At 70.4% G+C, this 21,253-nt stretch carries 20 protein-coding genes and 1 pseudogene; 8 read left to right on the plus strand and 13 right to left on the minus strand.

The window, feature by feature from the left end; genetic code table 11:
- The first annotated feature begins 36 nt into the window (after nucleotides 1-36).
- From LOZ83_RS14850 to LOZ83_RS14860, 3 genes are all read left to right on the plus strand, one after another.
- Nucleotides 37-855: an enoyl-CoA hydratase-related protein gene (locus LOZ83_RS14850; RefSeq protein ID WP_236791170.1), complete on the plus strand. Its 819-nt coding sequence runs from the start codon at nucleotides 37-39 to the stop codon at nucleotides 853-855.
- Between the two features lie 70 nt (nucleotides 856-925).
- The gene (locus LOZ83_RS14855) at nucleotides 926-2,350 is read left to right on the plus strand and encodes a cytochrome P450 (RefSeq protein WP_236791171.1); all 1,425 of its coding nucleotides are present in this window, start codon (nucleotides 926-928) and stop codon (nucleotides 2,348-2,350) included.
- Between the two features lie 228 nt (nucleotides 2,351-2,578).
- Complete coding sequence (locus LOZ83_RS14860) at nucleotides 2,579-4,426, plus strand: diguanylate cyclase domain-containing protein (RefSeq protein ID WP_236791172.1); 1,848 nt, start codon at nucleotides 2,579-2,581, stop codon at nucleotides 4,424-4,426.
- A gap of 207 nt (nucleotides 4,427-4,633) precedes the next feature.
- Here the strand turns inward: LOZ83_RS14860 and LOZ83_RS14865 are convergent, their stop codons facing one another.
- The 3 genes from LOZ83_RS14865 to LOZ83_RS14875 all read right to left on the minus strand — a co-directional run bounded on the left by LOZ83_RS14865 (nucleotide 4,634) and on the right by LOZ83_RS14875 (nucleotide 7,198).
- Complete coding sequence (locus LOZ83_RS14865) at nucleotides 4,634-5,170, minus strand: GNAT family N-acetyltransferase (protein ID WP_236791173.1); 537 nt, start codon at nucleotides 5,168-5,170, stop codon at nucleotides 4,634-4,636.
- A gap of 47 nt (nucleotides 5,171-5,217) precedes the next feature.
- Nucleotides 5,218-6,408 carry an LCP family protein gene (locus LOZ83_RS14870; protein WP_236791174.1) on the minus strand — a complete coding sequence of 397 codons (1,191 nt, stop codon included), beginning with the start codon at nucleotides 6,406-6,408 and terminating at the stop codon, nucleotides 5,218-5,220.
- Nucleotides 6,409-6,508: 100 nt separating this feature from the next.
- Nucleotides 6,509-7,198, minus strand: a complete 690-nt coding sequence (locus LOZ83_RS14875) for an alpha/beta hydrolase (protein WP_236791175.1) — start codon at nucleotides 7,196-7,198, stop codon at nucleotides 6,509-6,511.
- A gap of 18 nt (nucleotides 7,199-7,216) precedes the next feature.
- Here LOZ83_RS14875 and LOZ83_RS14880 point away from each other — a divergent pair, with 18 nt between their 5' ends.
- Nucleotides 7,217-7,918 (plus strand): sugar isomerase domain-containing protein, encoded by a 702-nt coding sequence (locus tag LOZ83_RS14880; RefSeq protein WP_236791176.1) that lies wholly within the window; start codon nucleotides 7,217-7,219, stop codon nucleotides 7,916-7,918.
- Here LOZ83_RS14880 and LOZ83_RS14885 read toward each other — a convergent pair.
- The gene (locus LOZ83_RS14885; RefSeq protein ID WP_236791177.1) at nucleotides 7,915-9,780 is read right to left on the minus strand and encodes an ABC transporter ATP-binding protein; all 1,866 of its coding nucleotides are present in this window, start codon (nucleotides 9,778-9,780) and stop codon (nucleotides 7,915-7,917) included. The genes LOZ83_RS14880 and LOZ83_RS14885 overlap by 4 nt on opposite strands.
- Nucleotides 9,781-9,902: 122 nt before the next feature.
- Between LOZ83_RS14885 and LOZ83_RS14890 the strand changes: the two genes are divergently transcribed.
- The gene (locus LOZ83_RS14890) at nucleotides 9,903-11,198 is read left to right on the plus strand and encodes a glycosyltransferase 87 family protein (RefSeq protein WP_236791178.1); all 1,296 of its coding nucleotides are present in this window, start codon (nucleotides 9,903-9,905) and stop codon (nucleotides 11,196-11,198) included.
- On the opposite strand, the gene LOZ83_RS14895 is transcribed toward LOZ83_RS14890, so the two are convergent.
- From LOZ83_RS14895 to LOZ83_RS14905, 4 genes and pseudogenes are all read right to left on the minus strand, one after another.
- Entirely contained in the window at nucleotides 11,176-11,385 is a 210-nt protein-coding gene (locus LOZ83_RS14895) for a helix-turn-helix domain-containing protein (protein WP_005437638.1), read from the minus strand. The two genes, LOZ83_RS14890 and LOZ83_RS14895, sit on opposite strands and share 23 nt — an antisense overlap.
- 249 nt (nucleotides 11,386-11,634) lie before the next feature.
- Entirely contained in the window at nucleotides 11,635-12,609 is a 975-nt protein-coding gene (locus LOZ83_RS40735) for an ABC-F family ATP-binding cassette domain-containing protein (RefSeq protein WP_374202675.1), read from the minus strand.
- Nucleotides 12,610-12,684: 75 nt separating this feature from the next.
- A pseudogene (locus LOZ83_RS40740) lies at nucleotides 12,685-13,233 on the minus strand (ATP-binding cassette domain-containing protein); the annotation flags it as partial.
- A gap of 159 nt (nucleotides 13,234-13,392) precedes the next feature.
- Nucleotides 13,393-14,949 carry a deoxyguanosinetriphosphate triphosphohydrolase family protein gene (locus LOZ83_RS14905; RefSeq protein ID WP_236791180.1) on the minus strand — a complete coding sequence of 519 codons (1,557 nt, stop codon included), beginning with the start codon at nucleotides 14,947-14,949 and terminating at the stop codon, nucleotides 13,393-13,395.
- A gap of 139 nt (nucleotides 14,950-15,088) precedes the next feature.
- Here LOZ83_RS14905 and LOZ83_RS14910 point away from each other — a divergent pair, with 139 nt between their 5' ends.
- Genes LOZ83_RS14910 through LOZ83_RS14920 form a run of 3 tightly spaced genes read left to right on the plus strand, consistent with a single transcriptional unit; the run spans nucleotide 15,089 to nucleotide 17,557 of the window.
- Nucleotides 15,089-16,912: an EAL domain-containing protein gene (locus LOZ83_RS14910; protein WP_236791181.1), complete on the plus strand. Its 1,824-nt coding sequence runs from the start codon at nucleotides 15,089-15,091 to the stop codon at nucleotides 16,910-16,912.
- Nucleotides 16,913-16,958: 46 nt separating this feature from the next.
- On the plus strand, nucleotides 16,959-17,153 hold the full coding sequence (locus tag LOZ83_RS14915) for a type II toxin-antitoxin system VapB family antitoxin (protein ID WP_236791182.1): 195 nt from the start codon (nucleotides 16,959-16,961) through the stop codon (nucleotides 17,151-17,153).
- The gene (locus LOZ83_RS14920) at nucleotides 17,144-17,557 is read left to right on the plus strand and encodes a PIN domain nuclease (RefSeq protein ID WP_236791183.1); all 414 of its coding nucleotides are present in this window, start codon (nucleotides 17,144-17,146) and stop codon (nucleotides 17,555-17,557) included. The genes LOZ83_RS14915 and LOZ83_RS14920 overlap by 10 nt, the downstream gene beginning before the upstream one ends.
- A gap of 62 nt (nucleotides 17,558-17,619) precedes the next feature.
- Here LOZ83_RS14920 and LOZ83_RS14925 read toward each other — a convergent pair whose 3' ends face one another.
- From LOZ83_RS14925 to sufC, 5 genes are all read right to left on the minus strand, one after another.
- Complete coding sequence (locus LOZ83_RS14925; RefSeq protein WP_236791184.1) at nucleotides 17,620-18,144, minus strand: snapalysin family zinc-dependent metalloprotease; 525 nt, start codon at nucleotides 18,142-18,144, stop codon at nucleotides 17,620-17,622.
- A 170-nt stretch (nucleotides 18,145-18,314) separates the two neighbouring features.
- Nucleotides 18,315-18,704, minus strand: a complete 390-nt coding sequence (locus LOZ83_RS14930) for a metal-sulfur cluster assembly factor (RefSeq protein WP_236791185.1) — start codon at nucleotides 18,702-18,704, stop codon at nucleotides 18,315-18,317.
- Nucleotides 18,701-19,144, minus strand: coding sequence for a Fe-S cluster assembly sulfur transfer protein SufU (sufU, locus tag LOZ83_RS14935; RefSeq protein ID WP_236791186.1), 444 nt, complete (start codon nucleotides 19,142-19,144; stop codon nucleotides 18,701-18,703). The genes LOZ83_RS14930 and sufU overlap by 4 nt, the downstream gene beginning before the upstream one ends.
- A complete protein-coding gene (locus LOZ83_RS14940) occupies nucleotides 19,141-20,433 on the minus strand; it encodes a cysteine desulfurase (protein WP_236791187.1) in 1,293 nt (430 codons plus the stop codon). Before LOZ83_RS14940 ends, sufU begins: the two co-directional genes overlap by 4 nt.
- Nucleotides 20,434-20,476: 43 nt before the next feature.
- On the minus strand, nucleotides 20,477-21,235 hold the full coding sequence (gene sufC / locus LOZ83_RS14945) for a Fe-S cluster assembly ATPase SufC (protein ID WP_236791188.1): 759 nt from the start codon (nucleotides 21,233-21,235) through the stop codon (nucleotides 20,477-20,479).
- Nucleotides 21,236-21,253: the final 18 nt, after the last annotated feature.

Genomic DNA, 21,253 nt, shown 5'->3' on the forward strand with positions numbered 1-21,253 from the left:
CGCGCTTGATTGTTTTGCTTGTCGAAGGAGACAGCCGTGGAGTACGCCGAGATCGTCTACACCGTCGAGGACCGCATCGCCACGGTCAGCCTGAACAGGCCGGAAGCCCGCAACGGGTACACGATGCGGATGGCCGACGAGCTGGCGGACGCCTTCGACCGGGCGGACACCGACGAGAACGTCCGGGCGGTCGTCTTCACCGCCGAAGGCGACAACTTCTGTGTCGGCGCGGACCTTTCTCAGGGCGGGTTCGACTTCGACGCGGGCGACGGTGCGTGGCAGGAGCCCGCCGGCCGCTGCTCGAAACGCGTCTACCAGATGAACAAGCCGGTGATCACGGCGATCCGCGGGGCCGCGGTCGGCGCCGGGATCACGATCACGCTCGCCGCCGACTATCGGCTCGCCGCGACCGACGCCCGCTTCGGGTTCGTGTTCGGGCGGCGCGGCATCTTCCCGGAGGGCGGCTCGTCGTGGTTCCTCCCCCGGCTCGTCGGGCTCGGCACGGCACTGGACTGGATGGTCAGCGGCCGGGTCTTCGACGCGCGGGAGGCGAAGGCCGCGGGCCTGGTGCAGCAGGTGCACGAGCCGGAAGTGTTGCTGGACAAGGCTTACGAGCTGGCACGCGAGATCGCCGCCCGGGCGGCACCGGTGTCGGTCGCGGTCACGCGGCAACTGCTGTACCGGATGGCGGGCGCCGCGGCACCCGATTTCGAGCTGGAGTCGAAGCTCATCGCCGGGTTGCCACGGCACGCCGACGCGATCGAGGGCGTGCGGTCGTTCTTCGAGAAGCGGCCGCCGGACTTCCCGCTCCAGGTGAGCCGCGACCTGCCGCCGTACCTGCCGTGGCTGGACTGACAACGGGGCTTGCCAACCTCGGGCGCGCGGCGGGAACCTGAAAACCCAGGCGCTGCGAGGAGGGGGCCTCATGAGCATCCGCGACCGGATCCCGCCTCTCACCGCGATCCCGCTGCCCGGATCCGTGGACCGGCGGTGGCTCGGGAAGCGGTGGCCGGTCCGCGAACTCGCCGCCCCACCGCCGGGCAGCGGCCTCGAGCCGGTGCTCGGCGACGCGGGCGCCCCGCTCATCGGGCACACGCTCGACTCTATGCGGTTCGGCGTCGACTTCGCGCTGCACCAGTACGAAACCTACGGCCCGGTGTCGTGGATGGGGTCGTTCGGCCAGCGGATCGTGGTGCTGTCCGGGCCCGAGGCCACCCAGGTCGCCCTGGTGAACAGGGACAAGGCCTTCTCACAGGAGGGCTGGAAGTTCTTCATCGAACGGTTCTTCCACCGCGGCCTGATGCTGCTCGACTTCGAAGAGCACCACCTGCACCGGCGGATCATGCAGGAGGCGTTCACCCGCGACCGGCTCGCCGGGTACGCGCGGCAGTTCGCCCCCGTCCTGCGCGACGGCGTCGCACGGTGGGGCGACTCGACGCCACGGCTGTACTGGACGCTGAAACGCCTGACCCTCGACGTCGCCACGCACGTGTTCATGGACATGCCCAGCGGTGCCGACGCGAAGCGGATCAGCCGGGCGTTCGTCGACTCCGTGCGGGCGCCGACCGCCATCGTTCGGGCCCCGGTGCCGGGCGGGCGCTGGGCCGCCGGACTCGCCGGGCGGCGCACGCTGGAGCGCTACTTCGCCGAGTACCTGCCCGCGAAACGCGGCGCCCCCGGCGACGACCTGTTCTCGGCGCTGTGCCACGCCACCGGCGAGGACGGCGAGCGGTTCAGCGACGCCGACGTCGTCAACCACATGATCTTCCTGATGATGGCCGCGCACGACACCACCACGATCACCAGCACGGCCGCCGCCTACCACCTGGCCAAGCACCCGGAATGGCAGGAGCGGGCCCGCGAGGAGTCGCGTGCGCTCGGCGACGATCCGCCGGACCTCGCCGCGCTGGACGGGCTGGAGACGCTGGACCTGGTGATCAAGGAGTCGCTCCGGCTGACCGCGCCGGTGCCCTCGCTCCCCCGCCAGGCCGTCCGCGACGTGGCGGTGCTCGGCCGCCATGTTCCGGCCGGCTCGCTGGTCAGCATCGCGCCGAACACCAACCACTACTCCCCCGCGCACTGGACCGACCCGCGCGCCTTCGACCCGGAGCGGTTCGCCGAAGGCCGGCGGGAGGACAAGTCCCACCGGTACGCGTGGATGCCCTTCGGCGGCGGCGCGCACAAGTGCATCGGGCTGCACTTCGGGACGTTCGAGGTCAAGGCGCTGCTGCACGAGATGCTGCGCGCGTACCGGTGGTCCGTGCCCGAGGGCTACCGGCTGCGCTGGGACTACGTGTCCCTCCCGGTACCCGTCGACGGGCTCCCCGTGCGTCTTACCCGGAGCAGATGACCGGCGCGGAAACGGGCGAGCCGCGGCAGGACGCGCCCTGGCACGTCGGGGCGAATCCTCACGAAAAGTGATCGCGTTTACACTGATCATCACTCGTTCAGCCGGTAGACAGTGTCAGTTCGAGATGATGGCGTGACATGACTCCGGGCAGGCACCGGACCGGCGGGGGCACGCGAGCGCCCCTGTCATGGCTGACCTGGCTTTTGTCCACTCAACAAGAGGTGAAGCGTGCCGGAACCTGGTGGGGCGCCAGGATTGGCCGAGGTCGTCCAGCGGTGGGCGGCGCAACTGGCCGACACGGATGGGGTAGGGCTTTCCGCCGACACCCTCGAAGACCTGGTCCACGGGATCGTCCGGGACGCGGTGGCGAAGGTGGACGCGGGGCGCGAGGCCGCCATCCGGCGGTTCAGCGCGCTCTACGCCGCCTCACCGATGGGCATCGCGCTGGCCGACCCGACCGGCGAGATCGTCGAGGCGAACACCGCGCTCGGCGCGTTCCTCGGGCACAAGCCGGAAGACCTGCGCGGCTACCACATCACCGACCTGGGCTTCTCGCGCCGGGACGCCGAGCGCCTGCGGGCCGGGCTCGACGAGCTGGAGGAGACCGACGTCGAGCACCACCGCGAGCGCGTCCAGCTCGCGCACGCCGACGACGCCGGCACCTGGGCCGACATCACGCTCGCGGCACTGCCCGGCGACCGGCTCGGCTCGGTGTACCCGGTGCTGATGGTGCTCGACGCGAACGAGGTGCACTCGCTGCAGGAAACCCTGCGGCACCAGAGCGTGCACGACGCACTCACCGGACTGTCCAACGGATCCCGCTTCAACACGATGCTCGAAGCCGCGCTCAGCCCCGCCGCACGCGACCAGATCGCCTTGGTGTACCTGGACATCGACGGGTTCAAGGTGATCAACGACGGGCTCGGCGCCGGGGCCGGCGACAAGGTGCTGCGCGGCATCGCCCGTAAGCTTAAGGACGTCTTCGCCGGACCGGAGGCGCTGGTGGCGCGGCTGTCCGGGGACGGGTTCGGCATCCTGTTGCGCGGCAGGCTGAACGCACGCGACGTGATCACCCTCGTCGAGCGCGCGCTCGACGATCTGGGCGAGCCGATCTATCTCAACGACCTGGGCATCGGGGTCAGCGCGAGCGCCGGCATCGTGGTCCGCGACGTCGCCGACGGCGGGCCCGAGGACCTGCAGCGCGCCGCCGAAATCGCCCTGCACCGGGCGAAGGAAGCCGGCAAGGCGCAGTGGATGCTGTTCGACCCGGAGCTCGACGCGCGCGACCGCGCCCGTTACCGGCTCGGCGCCGAGATCGCGGGCGCGCTGGAGAACGGCGAGTTCTCCCTGATCTACCAGCCGACCGTGAAGCTCAGCGACCACAGCGAGCTCGCCGCGGTCAACGCCGGACTGCGCTGGCATCACCGCGAACAGGGCGAGCTGGACTCGGACGAGTTCTATCCGCTGGCCGACACGACCGGGATGACACCGCAGCTGGGCCGGTGGCTGCTCACGCAGTCGCTCGCCGCCGCGGCCCGGTGGCGGGAGCGTTACGGGGACGCCGCCCCTGAGGTTTGCGTTCGACTACCGCGGCGCCTTGCGATCGACCCCGATCTGGTGCGGCTGGTCAAGGAACAGCTCGACCGGCGTGCGCTGCCCGCGGCGACGCTGCGCCTGTGCACCGACAGCGAATCGCTGCTCGACCCGCGTGGCGAAGTGGTGGAATCGCTGGCGGTGCTGGCCGATCTCGGGGCGAAGCTGGTGCTGACGGTCAGCGGTTCGGCGGATCTGGAGCTGATCCCGCAGCACGAGCTGAACGTGCAGCACGTGATCCTCACCGGCGCGGTGGTGGACTCGCTCGCCGACGGCGAGGACGAGGTCGCCGCGCGGCACCTGGACCAGCTGATCACCCGGGCCCGCGAGCTGAAGCTGCGGATCGGGTCCGAGGGCGTGGTCAGCGACGAGCACGCGGAACGGTTGCGGGCGCACGGCGTCCTCGCCGCCCGCGGCCCGTTCATCGCCACCTCGGCCACCGACGACCAGGTCGACGAGCTGATCGCCAGCCACCAGGCGTGACCCGCCACCTCCGGCGTGTTTGCTCCCCACGTCGGTGAGTTGGCCGTCGGCGTCGGTGAGTTTGCCCGCTGCGTCGGCGAGTCGGCCGTTCACGGCGCAGAGTTGGCCCCTCTCGGCGCGCGGGGAGCAAAGTCACCGCCCTGGCGAGCAAAGTCAGCGACGTGGCGGGCAAACACGCCAACGCGGCGGGCAAACACGGCGCCCGGGTCACGGGGCCGGCAGGCGCCAGCGGACGTGGGTGCCGGTGCTCGCGGTGCCACCTGGCAACTCCGCGGGCGCGCTGCCGACGCGGGTGAAGCCCAGCCGTGCGGGGACCAGACCGCTGCGCTCGTTCGCCTCGTCGTGCCGGATCTCGACGCGGTTCGCGCCGATCCGGAACGCCTCCGCGACCAGCAGCGCGGTCGCCCCGGTCGCCAGACCCCGCCCGGTGTAAGGCTTTCCGAGCCAGTAGCCGATCTCCAGGCCGCCACCGCCGATCCGGGTCATCAGGCCGATGGAGCCCAGGATCTCGTCGTCGGCGCTGACGATGGCGTACGAGAAAGCCTCCCCGTCACGCCACTCGCGCTCGCTGGTGGCCACGAAGTCGACGGCGTCGGCCTCGCTGTATCCGTCGACCGCCCACGGCATGAACGGCGCCAGGTGATCGAGCGAGTCGTTGACGGCGCGGAACACCGCCGCCGCGTCGTCGATCCGCCAGCGGCGCAGCCGCACTTCACCGTCGGACAGCTCGGATGCGGGTTCCATCCGCCCCATGCTGCCCGACGGCACCCGCCGCGCGCACCAGGTTTAGCTCAGTTCATGATGGCGGAATCCGGGATCTGGGTGTCCCCGCGCAGCGCGTCGAAGAGCTGCTTGGACTTCGTCTTGTCCCAGTTCTCCGCCGACGCCGAGGTGACCGGCACGGTCGTGGTGACCACGCCGCCACTGGAGATGCCGCGCATCGCCCACGCCATCCCGATCAGGTTCTGCAGGTGGTCGCCCTCGTCCATGCTCAGCGCGCCCGGCGCGGACGAGAGCAGCGGGAAGAAGTGGAACGGGTTGAGAATCGTGCCCGCGGTCGCGATCTGGCTGACCAGCGCGCCGATGAACTTCCGCTGGTTCTCCACCCGGTCGAGATCCGACCGCGGGGTCGCGTCGCTGTGCCGCATCCGGACGAAGCCCAGCGCGTGTGCCCCGTCGAGGGTCTGGCAGCCCGCCGGGATCGAGATGTTGGTGTAGTCGTCGTGCATCGGCTTGTCGATGCACATGTCCACGCCGCCGATCGCGTCCACCACGTTCGCGAACCCGCCGAAGCCGATCTCGGCGTAGTGGTCCATGCGCAGCCCGGTCGCCTGCTCGACCGTCTTGACGAGCAGCTGGGGCCCGCCGATCGAGAACGCCGAGTTGATCTTGCCGCGGCCGTGGCCCGGGATGGCGACCTGCGAGTCGCGCGGCAGGCTCAGCAGCGTCGGCTTCGTGCTGTTGTCGGTCAGGTGCGCGATCATGATCGTGTCGGTCCGGGAACCGCCACCGGCCGCCGCGCTGTCGCCGGTGGCCAGCTGCTGTTCCTGCTCCGGGGTGAGCCCGTCGCGACTGTCCGAGCCGACGATCAGCCAGTTCGTGCCCGACGCGGCGGCGGGACGGCCGGCGTAGTCCGCGAGCGCCGATACCCGGTTGATGGAGCTGTCCAGGTAGATCCACACGCCCGCGAGGAACACCACGAACAGGACCACCAGCGTCAGCAGGATCTTGCCGGGACCGAACCGGCGCTTGCGGCGGCGCGGCGGCTGCTGGGGCTGCTGGTCCTCGAAGGGTGACTGCCCCGGCGGCTGTCCTGGGGGCTGCTCGAACCCGCCGCCCGCCGGAGGCCGGGGCATCTGCCGCGTCGCGGGGCGCTGCCGCTCCTGGCCGGGCAGCGGCATCATCTGCGCGCGCTGATGCTGTCGTGGACCTCGTGGCCGCTGTGGCGGGTAGCCGCCGCCGTAGTCGCCGCCATAGCTCATGCGTCTCTCACCCGTCCCCGATCTCGGCTTGACGGTTCCCTAGTGAACCGCAAACCTTCACGGAGAGGACGTCCGACTCCCCGATCGGGTTCTGCCCGTCCTACAACGGCACGCGTAACCGCTGGTCGGGCACTCGGGACCAAACCGGCATCGGGGTCACACCGAGGGCGTCCAGCGTGAAGTCGCGCACCAGGCGGTCCCAGGCGAGCGGGCGCAGCAGCATGGCGTGCGACTCGGACATCAGTTCGAACCGGACGAGCCGGCTAGCGACGGCGCGGGCTCGCTCGGCGTAGGCGTGGGACTCCGCGGGGTTCGTGGTCCGGTCCAGTGTGCCGTGCGCGATGAGCACGCGGCGTTCCTTCACCGGCTCGACCGGCTCGCCGCGCGGGGTCCACGGCGCGAGCGCGCACACCGCCGCGACAGCCGGGTCGTCGGCGACGCGCAGCGCGACCCGGCCGCCCATCGAGTGCCCGATGAGGAACACCGGCACCTTCGGGCGTTCCGCGTGGATCCGCGCCAGCGCCCAGCGCGCGTCGGAAACCGGGTGCTGCTCGGGGTCGTTCCAGCCGCGGACCCGGTCGCGCAGCAGCCGGACCTCGACCCCGTGCCGGGCCGTCGCGGCGGCGACCGCGCGGGCCAGCGGGACCATGCGCAGGTAGGCCAGGTTCCACGGGCGGACCGCGGACAGCCCGTGCTCGGCGCCGCCGTGCAGCACCAGCGCCACCGCGCGGACCGGACCACTGGCCGGCCAGGTTCGTAGCCCTGGCAAGGGATCGAGAACACGGCTCATTCCCGATAGTGTGCCCGGGTGATCGCTGATCTGGTGACTGAGGCGGTGCGTACCGCCGAGAAGGACAATGCCGAACAGGTCGCGCAGGCGGCCGAACTGGTGGCCAAGACGCTGCGGGCGGATGGGCTCGTCTACACCGCGGGCGCGGGCCACTCGCTGGCCGCCGTGGCGGAGACGTTCTACCGCGCCGGCGGCCTGGCCAACGTGTATCCGCTCTACCACCCGCAATTGCTGCCGCTGCACGGCGCGCAGTCGAGCACGGCGACCGAACGCCGCAGCGGCCTGGCCGCCGAAGTGCTCGCCGCCAGCCCGCCCGGCCCGGATGACGTGCTCGTCGCCTTCTCCACCTCCGGCGTGAACCGCTACCCGGTGGAACTCGCGCAGGGCGCCCGCGCCGCGGGGACGCCGGTGATCGCGATCAGCTCCCGGCAATCGGTGGCGTCCGCCCCGCGGCGGGGCGACAGCACACTCATCGACGAGGCCGACCTCGTGCTCGACACCGGCGTCCGCCCCGGCGACTCCAGCTTCCCGGCCGAGGCGCCGCGCACCGCCGCGCTGTCGACGATCCTCAACGCGTTCCTGTGGAACGAGATCCTCGCCCGGGTGGTCACGCTCGTCGAGGACGCGCCGCTGTGGCGCAGCTCCAACGTCGCGGGCGGGGACGAGTCCAACAAGTCGCTGCTGGCCCGCTACCAGCCCCGGATCCCCGCCCTTTCCTAAGCCGCGGTGGGCTCTTCGGCGAACTGGGTGTGGTACAGCTCGGCGTAGCGGCCGTCGGCGGCGAGCAGCTGTTCGTGCGTGCCGCGTTCCACGATCTCGCCGCCCTCGACGACGAGGATCTGGTCTGCGGCGCGCACGGTGGAGAGCCGGTGCGCGATGACGAGCGCCGTCCGTCCGGCGAGTGCGTGCGTGAGCGCCTCGCCGACGGCGGCCTCGGACGCCGAGTCCAGGTGCGCGGTCGCCTCGTCGAGCACGATCACCCGCGGCCGCGCGAGCAGCAGACGCGCGATCGTCAGCCGCTGCCGTTCCCCGCCCGAGAGCCGGTAGCCGCGCTCCCCCACCACGGTGTCCAGCCCGTCGGGCAAGGTCTGGACCAACTCGGCGAGCCGCGCGCGTTCCAGCGCATCCCACAGGTCGTCCTCGTCGGCGCCCGGCCGGGCGTACTCGAGGTTCGCGCGGATCGTGTCGTGGAACAGGTGCCCGTCCTGCGTCACCACGCCGACGGTCTCCCGGATCGACGCGAAGCCGAGGTCCCGGACGTCCACATCGGACAGCCGGATCGCGCCCGAGTCGGCGTCGTACAGCCGCGGCAGCAGCGCCGCGATGGTCGACTTCCCGGCACCCGAGGACCCCACCAGCGCCACCATCTGCCCGGCCTCGGCGCGGAAGCTGATCCCGTGCAGCACCTCCTCGCCACCCCGGTTGTCCAATGTGGACACATCCTCCAGTGACGCGAGGGAGAACCGGTCCGCCGCGGGGTAGCCGAACCGCACGTCGTCGAACTCCACGCGCACCCCGCCCGCCGGCACGGTGCGCGCGTCCGGCTTCTCGGTGATCATCGGCTTCAGGTCGAGCACCTCGAAGACGCGTTCGAACGAAACGAGCGCGGTCATCACGTCGACGCGCACGTTCGCCAGCGCCGTGAGCGGGCTGTACAGCCTGGTCAGCAGCAGGGCCAGCGCGACGACCGTGCCGGGCTCCAGCTGCCCGCGGATCGCGAGCCAGCCGCCGAGGCCGTAGACCAGCGCCAGCGCGAGCGACGAGACCAGGGTCAGGCTCGTCATGAACCAGCGGGTCAGCATGGCTGTGCGCACCCCGATGTCGCGGACCCGTCCGGCGCGCGCACCGAACTCCGCGGCCTCCTCACGCGGCCGCCCGAACAGCTTCACCAGCGTCGCGCCGGGCGCCGAGAAGCGTTCGGTCATCTGCGTGGTCATGCCCGCGTTCAGCTGCGCGGACTCGCGCTGCAGATCGGCCATCCGGCGGCCGATCCGGCGCGCGGGCAGCACGAACACCGGCAGCAGCACCAGCGCGAGCACGGTGACCTGCCAGGACAGGGTCAGCATCACCACGAGCGAGAGCACGAGCTGGATGACGTTGGTGACCAGCCCCGACAGTGTCGCGGTGAACGTGCGCTGCGCGCCGATCACGTCGTTGTTCAGCCGGCTGACCAGCGCGCCGGTGCGGGTCCGGGTGAAGAACGCGATCGGCATCCGCTGCACGTGCTCGAACACCGCGCGGCGCAGGTCGAGGATGAGCCCCTCGCCGATGCGCGCGGACTGCCAGCGCTCGATCAGCCCGAACCCGGCGTCGGCGAGGGCGAGCACGGCCACGAGCACCGCCAGCATGATCACCAGACCGGCCCCGCGCCCGCCGACGATCGTGTCGACGACCCTGCCCGCGAGCAGCGGCGTGCTCACCGCGATCACCGCGGAGACGATCGTCAGCACGAGGAAGATCGCGAGATTCCGCCAGTACGGACGGGCGAACCGCGCGACCCGGGCGACGGTGCCGGGCGTGAGCCCGCGCGGTGCGTCGCCGCGGCGCATCGCCGAGCTCAGCAATGACCAGGTGTTGTCCACCGCTACCCCAAATCTCTACAATACTTCAACTATCGGTCACAGATGACCAGGACAACGCGCCACTCTGACACAAGCTTCCCGAGAAGACCGGCGAATTTCAGCTGCCTGTAATCTTGCTGGTCATGGGTGTCGAAGCGCTGGGCGCACCGCGCGCCCGCACCCGGCCCGCGATCCCGCCGCTCGCGGTGGACCTGGTCTTCTACCTCGGCTGCCTCGCCTACGCCGTGGCGAGCGCGATCGGCTCGGAGTTCTACGGGTTCCGCGTGTGGGGCGGGCTCGCCGCGATCGGCTACGGGCTCGCCGCCGCGCACACGGTGTGGCTGTGGACGCAGCCTCGCCGGCCCGGCCTGTGGAACTCGCGGCGCCTCGGGCTCGCCGCGATCTTCGTGTTCGCGATGCTGGTGCCGCTGGCGGTGCTCGTGGTGCGGCGGCTGACCGGGGTCGACTGGCTGATCACCCCGTACTCGTGGGCCGCGCAGCCCGAGGTGTGGGTGATCGAACGGTCCGCGAGTTTGTTGCTGCACAACGGAACGCCCTATGTGGACGTCACCGCGCTCGGCCGCGCGCCCGAGGTGAACGACTACACGCCCTACGGTCCGGTGATGACGTTGTTCGGCCTGCCGCGCGCCCTGTTCGGCGGCAGCCCGGTGGCCGACGCGCTCACCGACGCGCGGCTGATGTTCGGGCTGACCGCCTGCGTCTGCGTCTGGCTGACGCTGCGGCTCATGGGCAACCCGCGGGTGCCCGTGCGCGCGATCCAGCTGGCCGTCGCCTGCCCGCTGACCGCGCTGACCTGGTCGGTCGCCGGACCGGACCTCGCGATCGTCGGGCTGCTCCTGGTCGCGGGCGCGCTGGCCGCACGCGATCGGCCGGTCGCGTCCGCGATCGTGCTCGCCGCCGTGGTCAGCGCGAAGCTGATCGTCGCACCGGCCGTGGTCGTCGTGGCGGTGCTGACGTTCACCCGGCTCGGCGGCCGCGCGCTCGCCCGGTTCCTCGGCACCCTGATCGTGGCCGGGGCGCTGTTCACCGTGCCGGCGCTCCTGGTCGATCCGGCGGCGTTCATCGAGCACGTGATCCGCTTCCCGGCGGGTCTCGGGGTGGTGACCTCGCCGGCCGCCAGCCCGCTGCCCGGCTACCTCATCGCGAGCACCGGGACGGCGGGACGTGTCCTCGCGTTCGTGCTCCTGGGCGCGGCCGCGATCGCGATCCTGATCTGGCTGCTGCGCCGGCCGCCCGTGACCGGATCCGACGCGATGCTGCGGACCGCGGCGGGCCTCGGGGCGTTCACTCTGCTCACGCCGGCCACGCGCTACGGGTATCTGGTGTACCCGCTCGTGCTCCTCGGCGCGATGCTGTGTTTCCGCCGCGCGGAAGGCCGGAACACTATTGGTAGTACTACTTCTTCTTCACCCGAGTAGCGCCGCCGCGACCGCGCAACTGCACACCCGATTCGGAAAGCACGCGGTGTACAAAACCGTACGAGCGTCCGGTCGACTCCGCGAGGGCCCGAATACTGGCACCCTTCTCGTATTTCTTCTTCAGGTCAGCGGCCAGCTTGTCGCGTGTGTTGCCGGTGATCCGCGCGCCCTTCTTGAGGTCAGCCACGTCTTTCCGCCTTCCTACGACCGTCTCGCGGGCCCTGGCGGCCCTGCACAGGCAATGATCGAACACCGGGACGCGGAATGCCAGGCGGCCAGCGAAAAAATCCTCGGAAACGGCCGATATTGGGCCAATTCAGTGTGGTTGCCTACGACAACTAAACACCCTGTGACCCGTATTCACCGGAAGGTCTTATTGTTGGCGACCGTTCACCACCCGGAGTGCTCTCCTATCGGCGGCGACGGTCGGTGACGATCACGCGAGCTGGACGAGTTCCAGGTAATCGGCTGACCAGTGATCTTCGGTTCCGTCGGGCAAGAGGATCACCCGCTCCGGCTCGAGCGCCTCGACCGCGCCGGGGTCGTGGGTCACGAGCACGACGGCACCGGTGTAGCTGCGCAGCGCCTGCAGCACCTGCTCACGGCTGGCCGGGTCGAGGTTGTTGGTGGGCTCGTCGAGCAGCAGTACGTTCGCCGCGCTGGACACCAGGCCCGCGAGCGCCAGCCGTGTCTTCTCACCACCGGACAGCGTCCCGGCGGTCTGGTCGAGCTGCTCGCCGGTGAACAGGAACGAGCCGAGCAGGTTGCGCAGTTCCTGGGCGCCGGTGTCCGGGGCGAGGTGGCGGATGTTCTCCCACACGCTCGCGTCGTGGTCCAGCGTCTCGTGCTCCTGCGCGTAGTAACCCAGGCGCAGCCCGTGCCCGGGCACGACGCCGCCGGTGTCCGGCTTCTCCATCCCGCCCAGCAGCCGCAGCAGGGTCGTCTTGCCCGCGCCGTTGAGGCCCAGCACGACAACCTTGGAGCCACGATCGATGGCGAGGTCGACCCCGGTGAAGATCTCCAGCGAACCGTACGATTTGGACAGTTCCTCGGCGGTGAGCGGGGTGCGCCCGCACGGCGCCGGCGCGGGGAACTTGATGTGCGCGACCTTGTCCGCGTGCCGCGTCTCGTCCAGGTTCGCCAGCATCTGCTCGGCACGCCGCGCCATGTTCTTCGCCGCGACGGCCTTCGTGGCCTTGGCACCGAGCTTCGCGGCCTGCTGCTGCAGGGCCGACGCCTTCTTCTCCGCGTTCGCGCGCTCGCGGCGGCGGCGCTTCTCGTCGGTCGCGCGCGCCTCGAGGTAGCGCTTCCAGTTCATGTTGTAGTGGTCCAGCTCGCCGCGCGTCGCGTCGAGGAACCAGACCTTGTTGACCACCTCGTCGAGCAGGTCGACGTCGTGGCTGATCACCACGAGCCCGCCGTCGTGCGACTTGAGGAAACCGCGCAGCCAGTTGATCGAGTCGGCGTCGAGGTGGTTGGTCGGCTCGTCCAGCAGCAGGATCGTGTCCGAGCGGCCGGAGGCGCCGACATCCGAAGCGGCGAACAGAATGCGCGCGAGTTCGACCCGGCGGCGCTGCCCACCGGACAAAGTGCGCAGTGGCTGCGCGAGAACCCGTTCGGCCAGGCCCAGATTCGCACAGATTCGCGCGGCGTCGCTCTCCGCGGCGTACCCGCCGAGCGACGAGAACCTTTCTTCGAGGCGGCCGTACTTGCGGATCGCCTTGTCCCGCGCGTCGTCGTCGACCAGTTCGGACATCGCGGTCTGCGCTTTTTCCATGTCCCGCAGCAAAGCGTCGAGCCCGCGCGCCGAGAGCACCCGGTCCTTCGCGCTGACCGACAGGTCGCCCTCACGCGGATCCTGTGGCAGGTAGCCGATTTCGCTGCCGTGGCGGAGGTCGCCGGCGTAGGGCTGGCCTTCCCCGGCCAGCACTTTGAGCGTGGTGGTCTTACCGGCGCCGTTGCGGCCGACGAGGCCGATGCGGTCGCCGGGCTGGATCCGGAGGGTGGTGCCGGCGAGCAGGATGCGCGAGCCGGCGCGCAGCTCGAGGCCGGTGGCCGTGATCAAGGGAACTCCCGGGTACGGGGGTGGACGAGGACAGGCAGAACCGAGCGCGCGGCGCTACTCCCTGAGAATTTCCCGGAACCCCATGAATCCAGTGTAGCGATCAGGGGCGAGCGATTTTCCCCGACTTGCTCACAGCACGAACGAGTCCGACCACGGCTGCGAGGACCGGCCCGACAGCGCGTCGAGCAGCGACACCGCCTGCCGGTCGGTCAGCGAGGACACGAAGTCGATCACCGCGCGGCCGCGGGCGAGGCCGCGCACGGCATCCTCGCCGGTGATCCGCTCGCCGGTCGCGCCGACGAGCAGCTCCGGCGCCTCGGCCGCGAGCCGGCTGAACTCCGCGTGCGCCAGCTCGACCAGGTCGTGCAGCCGCCTGGGCAGCCGCGACTCCTCGTCCCGGTCGCCGAGCCAGGCGTCGAGGGCGTCGACGAGCATGGTGATCAGGCTCGCCTGGCCGCGCTGGTGCAACGCCAGCTCCGGGCGCAGCAGGACGAACCGCCGGTGCACGAACTTGAGCACGGCCACCTCGTGCCACTGCGGCGGCCGGAGCGTGACGTGCCCGGACCGGGTGGTGGGCGATTCCAGCACGACCATGCCGCCGACCAGCCGGGTGGTCCAGCGCGCGGAGAACCCGGCGGTGGCCTGCTCGGCCTCGATCGAGCCGTCGAAGCCGCTGGCCAGCAGGCCGTCGACGAGCTGGGTGCGCACCCGCGCGACGGCGTCGGCGAACGCGTCGTCGTCGACGATCCACGAGTCGCGCACGTGCATCCGGCGGCGCAGCAGTTCCAGCGAGCGGCCCGGCAGCCGGGTTTGCGCGGTCAGCGTCGCACTGTCCATTCCGGCCAGTTCGAGCGCGTGGGCGAGCCACTGTCCGAGTTCGGTGGCGACCGGCGCGTACTGCAGCACGCCGATCCGGTGGAAGTCGGTGATGTCGTGGATCGCGTAGGCGATGTCGTCCGCGGTGTCCATCACCGACGCCTCGATCGTCTGCTGCCACGGCTCGATCAGCCCGGCGTACGGCTCGCGAGCCTGCGCGACATCGTCGAGTTCCGTGCTGTAGGCGGAAAACTTGCCCGAACCGGTGCCCGGCGCGTCGGCCGGTTCGGTGGCGCCGCGGGGCGGGTTGGGCATCTTCGAGGGATGTGGGTCGGGCCGGTGCAGCCGCGCCCACGGGTACTTCAGCACCGCCGCGCGCACCGCCGCGGTGAGATCGAGGCCGACCGCGGACGGGCCGCGCACGTCGGTGGTGGTGAGGATGCGGAAGGTCTGCGCGTTGCCCTCGAACCCGTCGGCGAGCCCGAACCGGTGCCGCGCGACGCGGTCGAGCACCTGCTCGCCGAGATGCCCGAACGGCGGGTGGCCCAGATCGTGCGCGAGCGCGGCGGCCTCGGCGACGTCCGGGTCGAGCCCGCCGAACTTGCCGATCAGCCCGGCTGCCTCGGGCGCGGCCGAGAGCCGGTCGCAGATCGCGCGCGCGACCTGCGCGACCTTGAGGCTGTGCGTGAGCCGGTTGTGCAGCAGCCCGGATCCGGCGGCGCTGACGACCTGGGTGACCCCGCCCAGCCGCGCGAAGAAGGGGGATGCGACGATCCGGTCGCGGTCGGCGCGGAACGGGTTGCCCGCCAGATCCGACCAGGCGGCTTCGGCCGCGTCATCCCGCCGCTGGGTCCGGAGATCGCGGTCCATGGGTCCACACCGTAGCCGTTGTCCCGAATGGTGAGAAAGTGCCCACCGACCCGGCCGTTCCGGCTCACTCCGGGGACACCTCGGTGAACATCAGTCGACAACTCTGGAGAAACGCTATCTGACCGGCGAGTATCGGCTCGTGCGCGCATCCCCGAATGCCGTCCGGTTCGCCTTCCAGCCGTTGTACAGCCTGCACACCGGCGGTGTCGTCGCGCTCGAAGCCCTCGCCCGCCCCGGGAAGGGTTCGGTGCACGAGTTGCTCGACAAGGCCCATCGTGAGCACCGGCTCGCGGAGGTCGACGTCGCGCTCGCCGCCGAGGCGGTCCGTGCGGAGGCCGACCAGGAGACGTTGCTGCCGCTGCACCTCAACCTGACCGCGCCCACCGCCGCCGCGCCGGAGGCCGCGTTCGACCCGCTGCTCGACGCGCTCGCCCAGGTCCGCCGCCGGCCGCGCGAGGTGATGCTGGAGATCGGGCCGCCGTTCGCGCAGGTCTGGCCGGAGCAGCTGCTCGCCGGCCTGCACCGGCTCGGTGAACTCGGCTTCCGGCTCGCCCTCGACGGTCTCGGCCGCGCCGACCTGCCGTTCGCGCTGCTCACCGCCGCGCCCGTGGACGTGCTGAAGCTCGACCGCACGGTGCTGCGCGGGCTGCCCGGTGACGCCGCGTCGGTCGCCGTCGTGGAGTCACTGCTGCACTACACGGCGCGCACGAACACCCGTCTCGTCGCCACCGGCATCGAGACCGAGGCCCAGCTGACCGCCGTCCGCCAACTGGGGGTCCGGATCGCACAGGGGAACCTGTTCGCTCCGGCCGCCGACGGGGTCAACTGGTCTCAGCTACTCACGCTCGCCACGCCCGAGCCCGGCGAGCCGATCTCGCCGGGGCCGCTCGCCGCGCCGCGGGTCGGCGACTTCATGCGCCCGGCGAGCACCCTGCCCGAGACGGCCACCTGCGACGACGTGCGCACCGCGCTCGCGGCCGGCGAGGAGCCGACCGGGATCGTCGGCGTCGACGAGCTCAACCGTCCACAATGGTCGATCGACCGGAACCGGTTCCTGGTCGCGGTCACGGGGCCGTACGGGCACGCGCTGCACGCCCGGCGCGCGGCCGCGCGGCTCGCGGACACCCCGCACGTGATCACCGCCGACGCGGGTGCGCTGGAACTGCTGGAGCTGGTCACCGACGCCGACTGGGGCCGCACCGGCGACGACGTCGTGGTGGTCGACGAGCGCGGGCGGTGCATCGGTGTGGTGCTGGTGACCGAGATCGTGCGCGGGGTCGCGGAGGCGAAGGTCGAAGAGGCCGCGGCGCTCAACCCGCTGACCCGGCTGCCCGGCAGCGAGACGGTCGCCCGCGACATCGACCGCCGGGTCGCGGCGCGCGAGCCGTTCGTCACGGCGTGGCTGGACGTCGACTCGTTCAAGCTGGTCAACGACAACGCGGGGTTCGCCGCCGGCGACGATCTCATCCGGGCGCTCGGGCGGACGCTGACCGACCTGTCGACGCGGCTGCGCAGGACGACGGTGAGTCATGTCGGCGGGGACGACTTCCTGATCGCCTGCGACGTCGACGAGATCGCCACGATCGCGGGGGCGCTGCTGGACACCCCGTGGTCGGCCGAGGGCATGCCGGTCACCGTGTCGCTGGCGACGCTGGTGTGCGCCACGTCGACGATCTCGTCCTACCGGGAGGCTTCGCGTCGCCTGGCCCCGCTGAAGAAGCGGGCGAAGGCCGTGCCGGGGTCGAGCTGGGTGCTGGGCCGCCCGGACACCGACCGCGTCGAGATCCTGCGTGGCCGCCGTCAGCCGCCCCAGCAGTCGCCGCGCGGCGCACCCGAACGGCGCCCTGTGGAGCCCCGGCCGCCGGAGCACCACCGCCCCACGCACGAGCAACGCCCGCCCGAGCAGCGCCCCACGGACCAGCGCACCGTGGAGCACCGGCCGGCCCTGAACCACACCGCCTAGCTCCCGGCCGGTATATACGCATCGGCGACCATATATACTGGCCGCTATGAAGCGCTTGATCGACGTGGATGACGAGAGCTTGGAGGCCGCGCGGTCCAAGCTGGGCACGAGCACCATCAAGGACACCGTCAACGCCGCCCTGCGGCTCGCCGCGAACAGTCCTACCCATGCGGAGTTCGAGGCCGCGATCGACACGCTGGCCGCGGTCCAGTTCGACGACCGACAGCAAGCATGGCGCTGACGTATCTGGTCGACACGAGCGTTCTGACGCGACTCGCTCGCAAGGAAGTACGCGAGGTCGTAGCTCCACTCCTGGAGCAGCGTCAGCTGGCGCGCTGCTCGATGTCCGATCTGGAGCTGGGATTCTCGGCGCGGAACGCACGGGAATGGGACGACATCCATCGTGCTGCCGGATTCTTCGAACTCGTCGAGACCGGGCAGCACGATTTCGAGCAAGCCCGCCGAGTGCAACGCGCGCTCGCCGGCCTCGGGTTCAAGGGCCGCAAGGTGCCGGATCTCCTCATCGCGGCAGTGGCCGAGCGGGCTGAGCTCACGGTGCTGCACTACGACCGGGATTTCGACCTGATCGCGGAAGCCACCGGGCAGCCGGCTCGCTGGGTGGTCGAACGCGGTTCGATCGACTGATCCCCAACCCTGCGAGTCCCACGCTCACGACACCGAATTCGACATTCAGGACGCCGAGTTCGTCAGTGGGCGATCTGCCTGGGCGCCGCGGCCGCGAAGCCGTTCGCCCAGTTCTGCTGGACCTTGGCGGCCTCCGCCGCGTCGGGGACCGCGTTCGTGCATGAGGTGCCTGGGCCGTGGCCGGACATGATCTCCGAGCATGGGCCCGGGTAGTCGTCCGGCAGGCCAAGGTTGTGGCCCAGCTCGTGCGCCGCGATCCTGGTCGGTGCGAAGCCCTCCTCGACCTGCTGCTTGTCGAGGTAGATGTCGCCGTGCCCGTGCCCATCGGTGTTCGTGTACGAGCCCTGGCCGTCGTCGGTCTCGTGGAACACGATCGTCGCGGAGCCGCCTTCGACGAGCCGCACGTCGGTCACCGCGGCGTTCCAGTTCGCGGCCGCCTGGTCGATCTGCGCGAGGTAGTCCGCCGCGCCCGCCGAGCTGTAGTACAGCGTGGTCACCTCGGCCGCGTTCGCCGTCGCGCCCAGCAGCTGGATCCCGGCCGGAAGGACCGCCACCAACGCCCCCGCGAGTACCCGCCTGACAATCATGCCCCTCACCCTCCTTGCAGTCGGTTATTAACCAGCAAAGGTAGAGGGGCGCGCTTTCCTTTAGTACCAACGAAAGTACGAAGCTGCCGTATAGGGCGTTATACAATACCTAAGCACGAAAAACCCCTCCGCGGCGAAAAAGCCGCGAAGGGGTTGTCAGCTCACGGAAATCAGACGGTGAAACCCAAAGCGCGCAGCTGCTCGCGGCCGTCCTCGGTGATCTTCTCCGGGCCCCACGGCGGCATCCACACCCAGTTGATACGGAAGTCCTTGACCACACCCGCATTGCCGACGAGCACCGACGCCGTCTGGTCCTCGATCACGTCGGTCAGCGGGCAGGCCGCCGACGTCAGCGTCATGTCCAGGGTCGCGACGTTGTCCGGCTCGACGCGGATATCGTAAACGAGCCCGAGGTCGACCACGTTGATGCCGAGTTCCGGGTCGACCACGTCGCGCATGGCCTCTTCGATGTCCTCGATCTTCGCCAGATCCGCCGGCTGCGCCTGCTCGGGCAGGTCCGCCGCCGTGCGGCCTTCGCGGGTCTGAGTTTCCTCGCTCATGCCGTCGCTCCCTCTGTCTTGACGAGCGCGTCCTTGAAGGCCATCCAGCCCAGCAAAGCACACTTCACACGCGCCGGGTACTTGGCCACCCCGGCGAACGCGACCGCGTCCTCCAGCACGTCCTCGTCCGGCTCCACCTGGCCCCGCCCCTGCATCAGCTCGACGAACGTGTCCATCGTCTTGAGCGCCTCACCCACGGGCTTCCCGACCACCAGGTCGGTCAGCACCGACGCCGAGGCCTGGCTGATCGAACAGCCCTGCCCCTCGTACGACACGTCCGCGACGGTCTCGCCGTCGAGCTTCAGCCGCAGCGTGACCTCGTCGCCGCAGGTCGGGTTGACCTGGAACGACTCGGCGTCGAACGGCTCCCGCAGGCCGCGGCCGTGCGGGTGCTTGTAGTGGTCCAGGATGATGTCCTGGTACATGCTCTCGAGATTCACGCACCCACCCCGAAGAACTTCTGCGCCTCACGGACGCCGTCGACCAGTGCGTCCACTTCGGACAGTGTGTTGTACAGGTAGAACGTGGCGCGGACGGTGGCCGGCACCTGGCACACCCGGTGCAGCGGCCACGCGCAGTGGTGCCCGACCCGCACCGCGATGCCGAGGCTGTCCAGTACCTGCCCGGCGTCGTGCGGGTGCACACCGTCGATCACGAACGACACCGTCGCGCCGCGGTCCTTCGTCTCGGACGGGCCGATCAGCCGCACGCCCTCGATCTTCGAGATCCCGGCGATCGCCGCTTCGGCGAGCAGGTGCTCGTGCTCGGCGACCTTGTCCATGCCGATCGCGCTGAGGTAGTCCACCGCGGCACCCAGCCCGACGGCCTGCGAGGTCATCGGCACGCCCGCCTCGAACTTCTGCGGCGGCGGCGCGAACGTGGTGTGCTCCAGCGTGACCAGCTCGATCATCGACCCGCCGGTCAGGAACGGCGGCATCGCCTCGAGCAGCTCCCTGCGTCCATAAAGGACACCGATGCCGGACGGCGCGAGCATCTTGTGCCCGGAGAACACGGCGAAGTCGACGCCCAGCGCGTGGAAGTCCACCGGGAGGTGCGGCACCGACTGGCACGCGTCCAGCACGGTCAGCGCGCCGACCTCCTTGGCCCGCGCCACGATCGGCTCGACCGGGTTGATCGTGCCCAGCACGTTCGACTGGTGCACGAACGCGACCACCTTGGTGCGCTCGTTCACCAGCTCGTCCAGATTGGACAGATCGAGCCGGAAGTCCTCGGTCAGGTCGAACCAGCGCAGCGTCGCCCCGGTGCGCTGGCACAACTGCTGCCACGGCACGAGGTTCGCGTGGTGCTCCATCGCGGTGATGACGATCTCGTCACCCGGGCCGACGACGAACCGCTTGGCGGCCGGGTCCGGCTCGGTGGCGGCGTTGCTCATCGAGTACGCCACCAGGTTGAGTCCCTCGGTGGCGTTCTTGGTGAACACCAGCTCCCCCGCGTCCGCGCCGACGAACTCGGCCGTGCGCGCCCGGGCGTACTCGTAGGCGTCGGTGGCCTCCTCGGCCAGCTGGTGCGCCCCGCGGTGCACTGCCGCGTTGGAGGTCTCCAGGAACTTCCGCTCGGCGTCGAGGACCTGCCTCGGCCGCTGCGACGTCGCACCGGAATCCAGGTACACCAAGGGTTTCCCGTCGCGGACGGTGCGCGAGAGGATGGGGAAGTCGGCGCGCACGGCGGCGACATCCAACGGCGTGTTGGCCGCTGTGGTGGTGGTCATCCGCGCCAACTCCTTCCTGGTGTCAGTTCGGGTTCGGAAAAGCTCAGACCGTGGTACCCACGTACTTGACGTAGCCGTTCTCCTCCAGCTCGTCCGCCAGCGCCTTGCCGCCCGATTCGACGATCCGCCCGTCCGCGAAGACATGCACGAAGTCCGGCGTGATGTGGCGCAGGATCCGGGTGTAGTGGGTGATCAGCATGACGCCGGCGTCACCGGAGTCCTTGTAGGCGTTGACGCCCTCGGACACGATCCGCAGCGCGTCGACGTCGAGGCCCGAGTCGGTCTCGTCCAGGATCGCGATCTTCGGCTTGAGCAGCGCCAGCTGCAGGATCTCGTGGCGCTTCTTCTCACCGCCGGAGAAGCCCTCGTTGACGCTGCGCTCGGCGAACTCGGCCGGGATCTCCAGCTTGGTCATCTCGTCCTTGACTTCCTTGACCCACTGCCGGACCTTCGGCGCCTCGCCGCGCACGGCGGTCGCCGCGGTGCGCAGGAAGTTCGACATCGACACGCCCGGCACCTCGACCGGGTACTGCATCGCGAGAAACAATCCAGCACGAGCCCGTTCATCTACCGTCATGTCCAGCACGCTCTCGCCGTCCAGCAGCACCTCTCCGGAGGTCACCTCGTACTTGGGGTGCCCGGCGATCGCGTACGACAGCGTGGACTTGCCCGAGCCGTTGGGGCCCATGATCGCGTGTGTCTCGCCGGAGCGGATCGTCAGGTTGACGCCCTTGAGGATCTCCTTGCGGCCCTCGTCGGTCGTGACGCCGGCGCGCAGATCCTTGATTTCCAGTGTGGCCATGAGATTTCTTTCGTCTTT

Origin of the sequence: Amycolatopsis sp. GM8 (assembly GCF_021653975.1) — a bacterium.
Taxonomy (GTDB): Bacteria; Actinomycetota; Actinomycetes; order Mycobacteriales; family Pseudonocardiaceae; genus Amycolatopsis_E.

Excerpts from the sequence above, each read along its gene's own strand:
- LOZ83_RS14915 (WP_236791182.1), top strand. The coding sequence starts at position 16,959 with ATGAAGCGCTTGATCGACGTGGATGACGAGAGCTTGGAGGCCGCGCGG.
- LOZ83_RS14905 (WP_236791180.1), bottom strand. The coding sequence starts at position 14,949 with ATGGACCGCGATCTCCGGACCCAGCGGCGGGATGACGCGGCCGAAGCC.
- LOZ83_RS14855 (WP_236791171.1), top strand. The coding sequence starts at position 926 with ATGAGCATCCGCGACCGGATCCCGCCTCTCACCGCGATCCCGCTGCCC.
- LOZ83_RS14890 (WP_236791178.1), top strand. The coding sequence starts at position 9,903 with ATGGGTGTCGAAGCGCTGGGCGCACCGCGCGCCCGCACCCGGCCCGCG.
- LOZ83_RS14940 (WP_236791187.1), bottom strand. The coding sequence starts at position 20,433 with ATGACCACCACCACAGCGGCCAACACGCCGTTGGATGTCGCCGCCGTG.
- LOZ83_RS14870 (WP_236791174.1), bottom strand. The coding sequence starts at position 6,408 with ATGAGCTATGGCGGCGACTACGGCGGCGGCTACCCGCCACAGCGGCCA.
- LOZ83_RS14925 (WP_236791184.1), bottom strand. The coding sequence starts at position 18,144 with ATGATTGTCAGGCGGGTACTCGCGGGGGCGTTGGTGGCGGTCCTTCCG.
- sufC (WP_236791188.1), bottom strand. The coding sequence starts at position 21,235 with ATGGCCACACTGGAAATCAAGGATCTGCGCGCCGGCGTCACGACCGAC.
- LOZ83_RS14930 (WP_236791185.1), bottom strand. The coding sequence starts at position 18,704 with ATGAGCGAGGAAACTCAGACCCGCGAAGGCCGCACGGCGGCGGACCTG.
- LOZ83_RS14875 (WP_236791175.1), bottom strand. The coding sequence starts at position 7,198 with ATGAGCCGTGTTCTCGATCCCTTGCCAGGGCTACGAACCTGGCCGGCC.
- LOZ83_RS14865 (WP_236791173.1), bottom strand. The coding sequence starts at position 5,170 with ATGGAACCCGCATCCGAGCTGTCCGACGGTGAAGTGCGGCTGCGCCGC.
- LOZ83_RS14920 (WP_236791183.1), top strand. The coding sequence starts at position 17,144 with ATGGCGCTGACGTATCTGGTCGACACGAGCGTTCTGACGCGACTCGCT.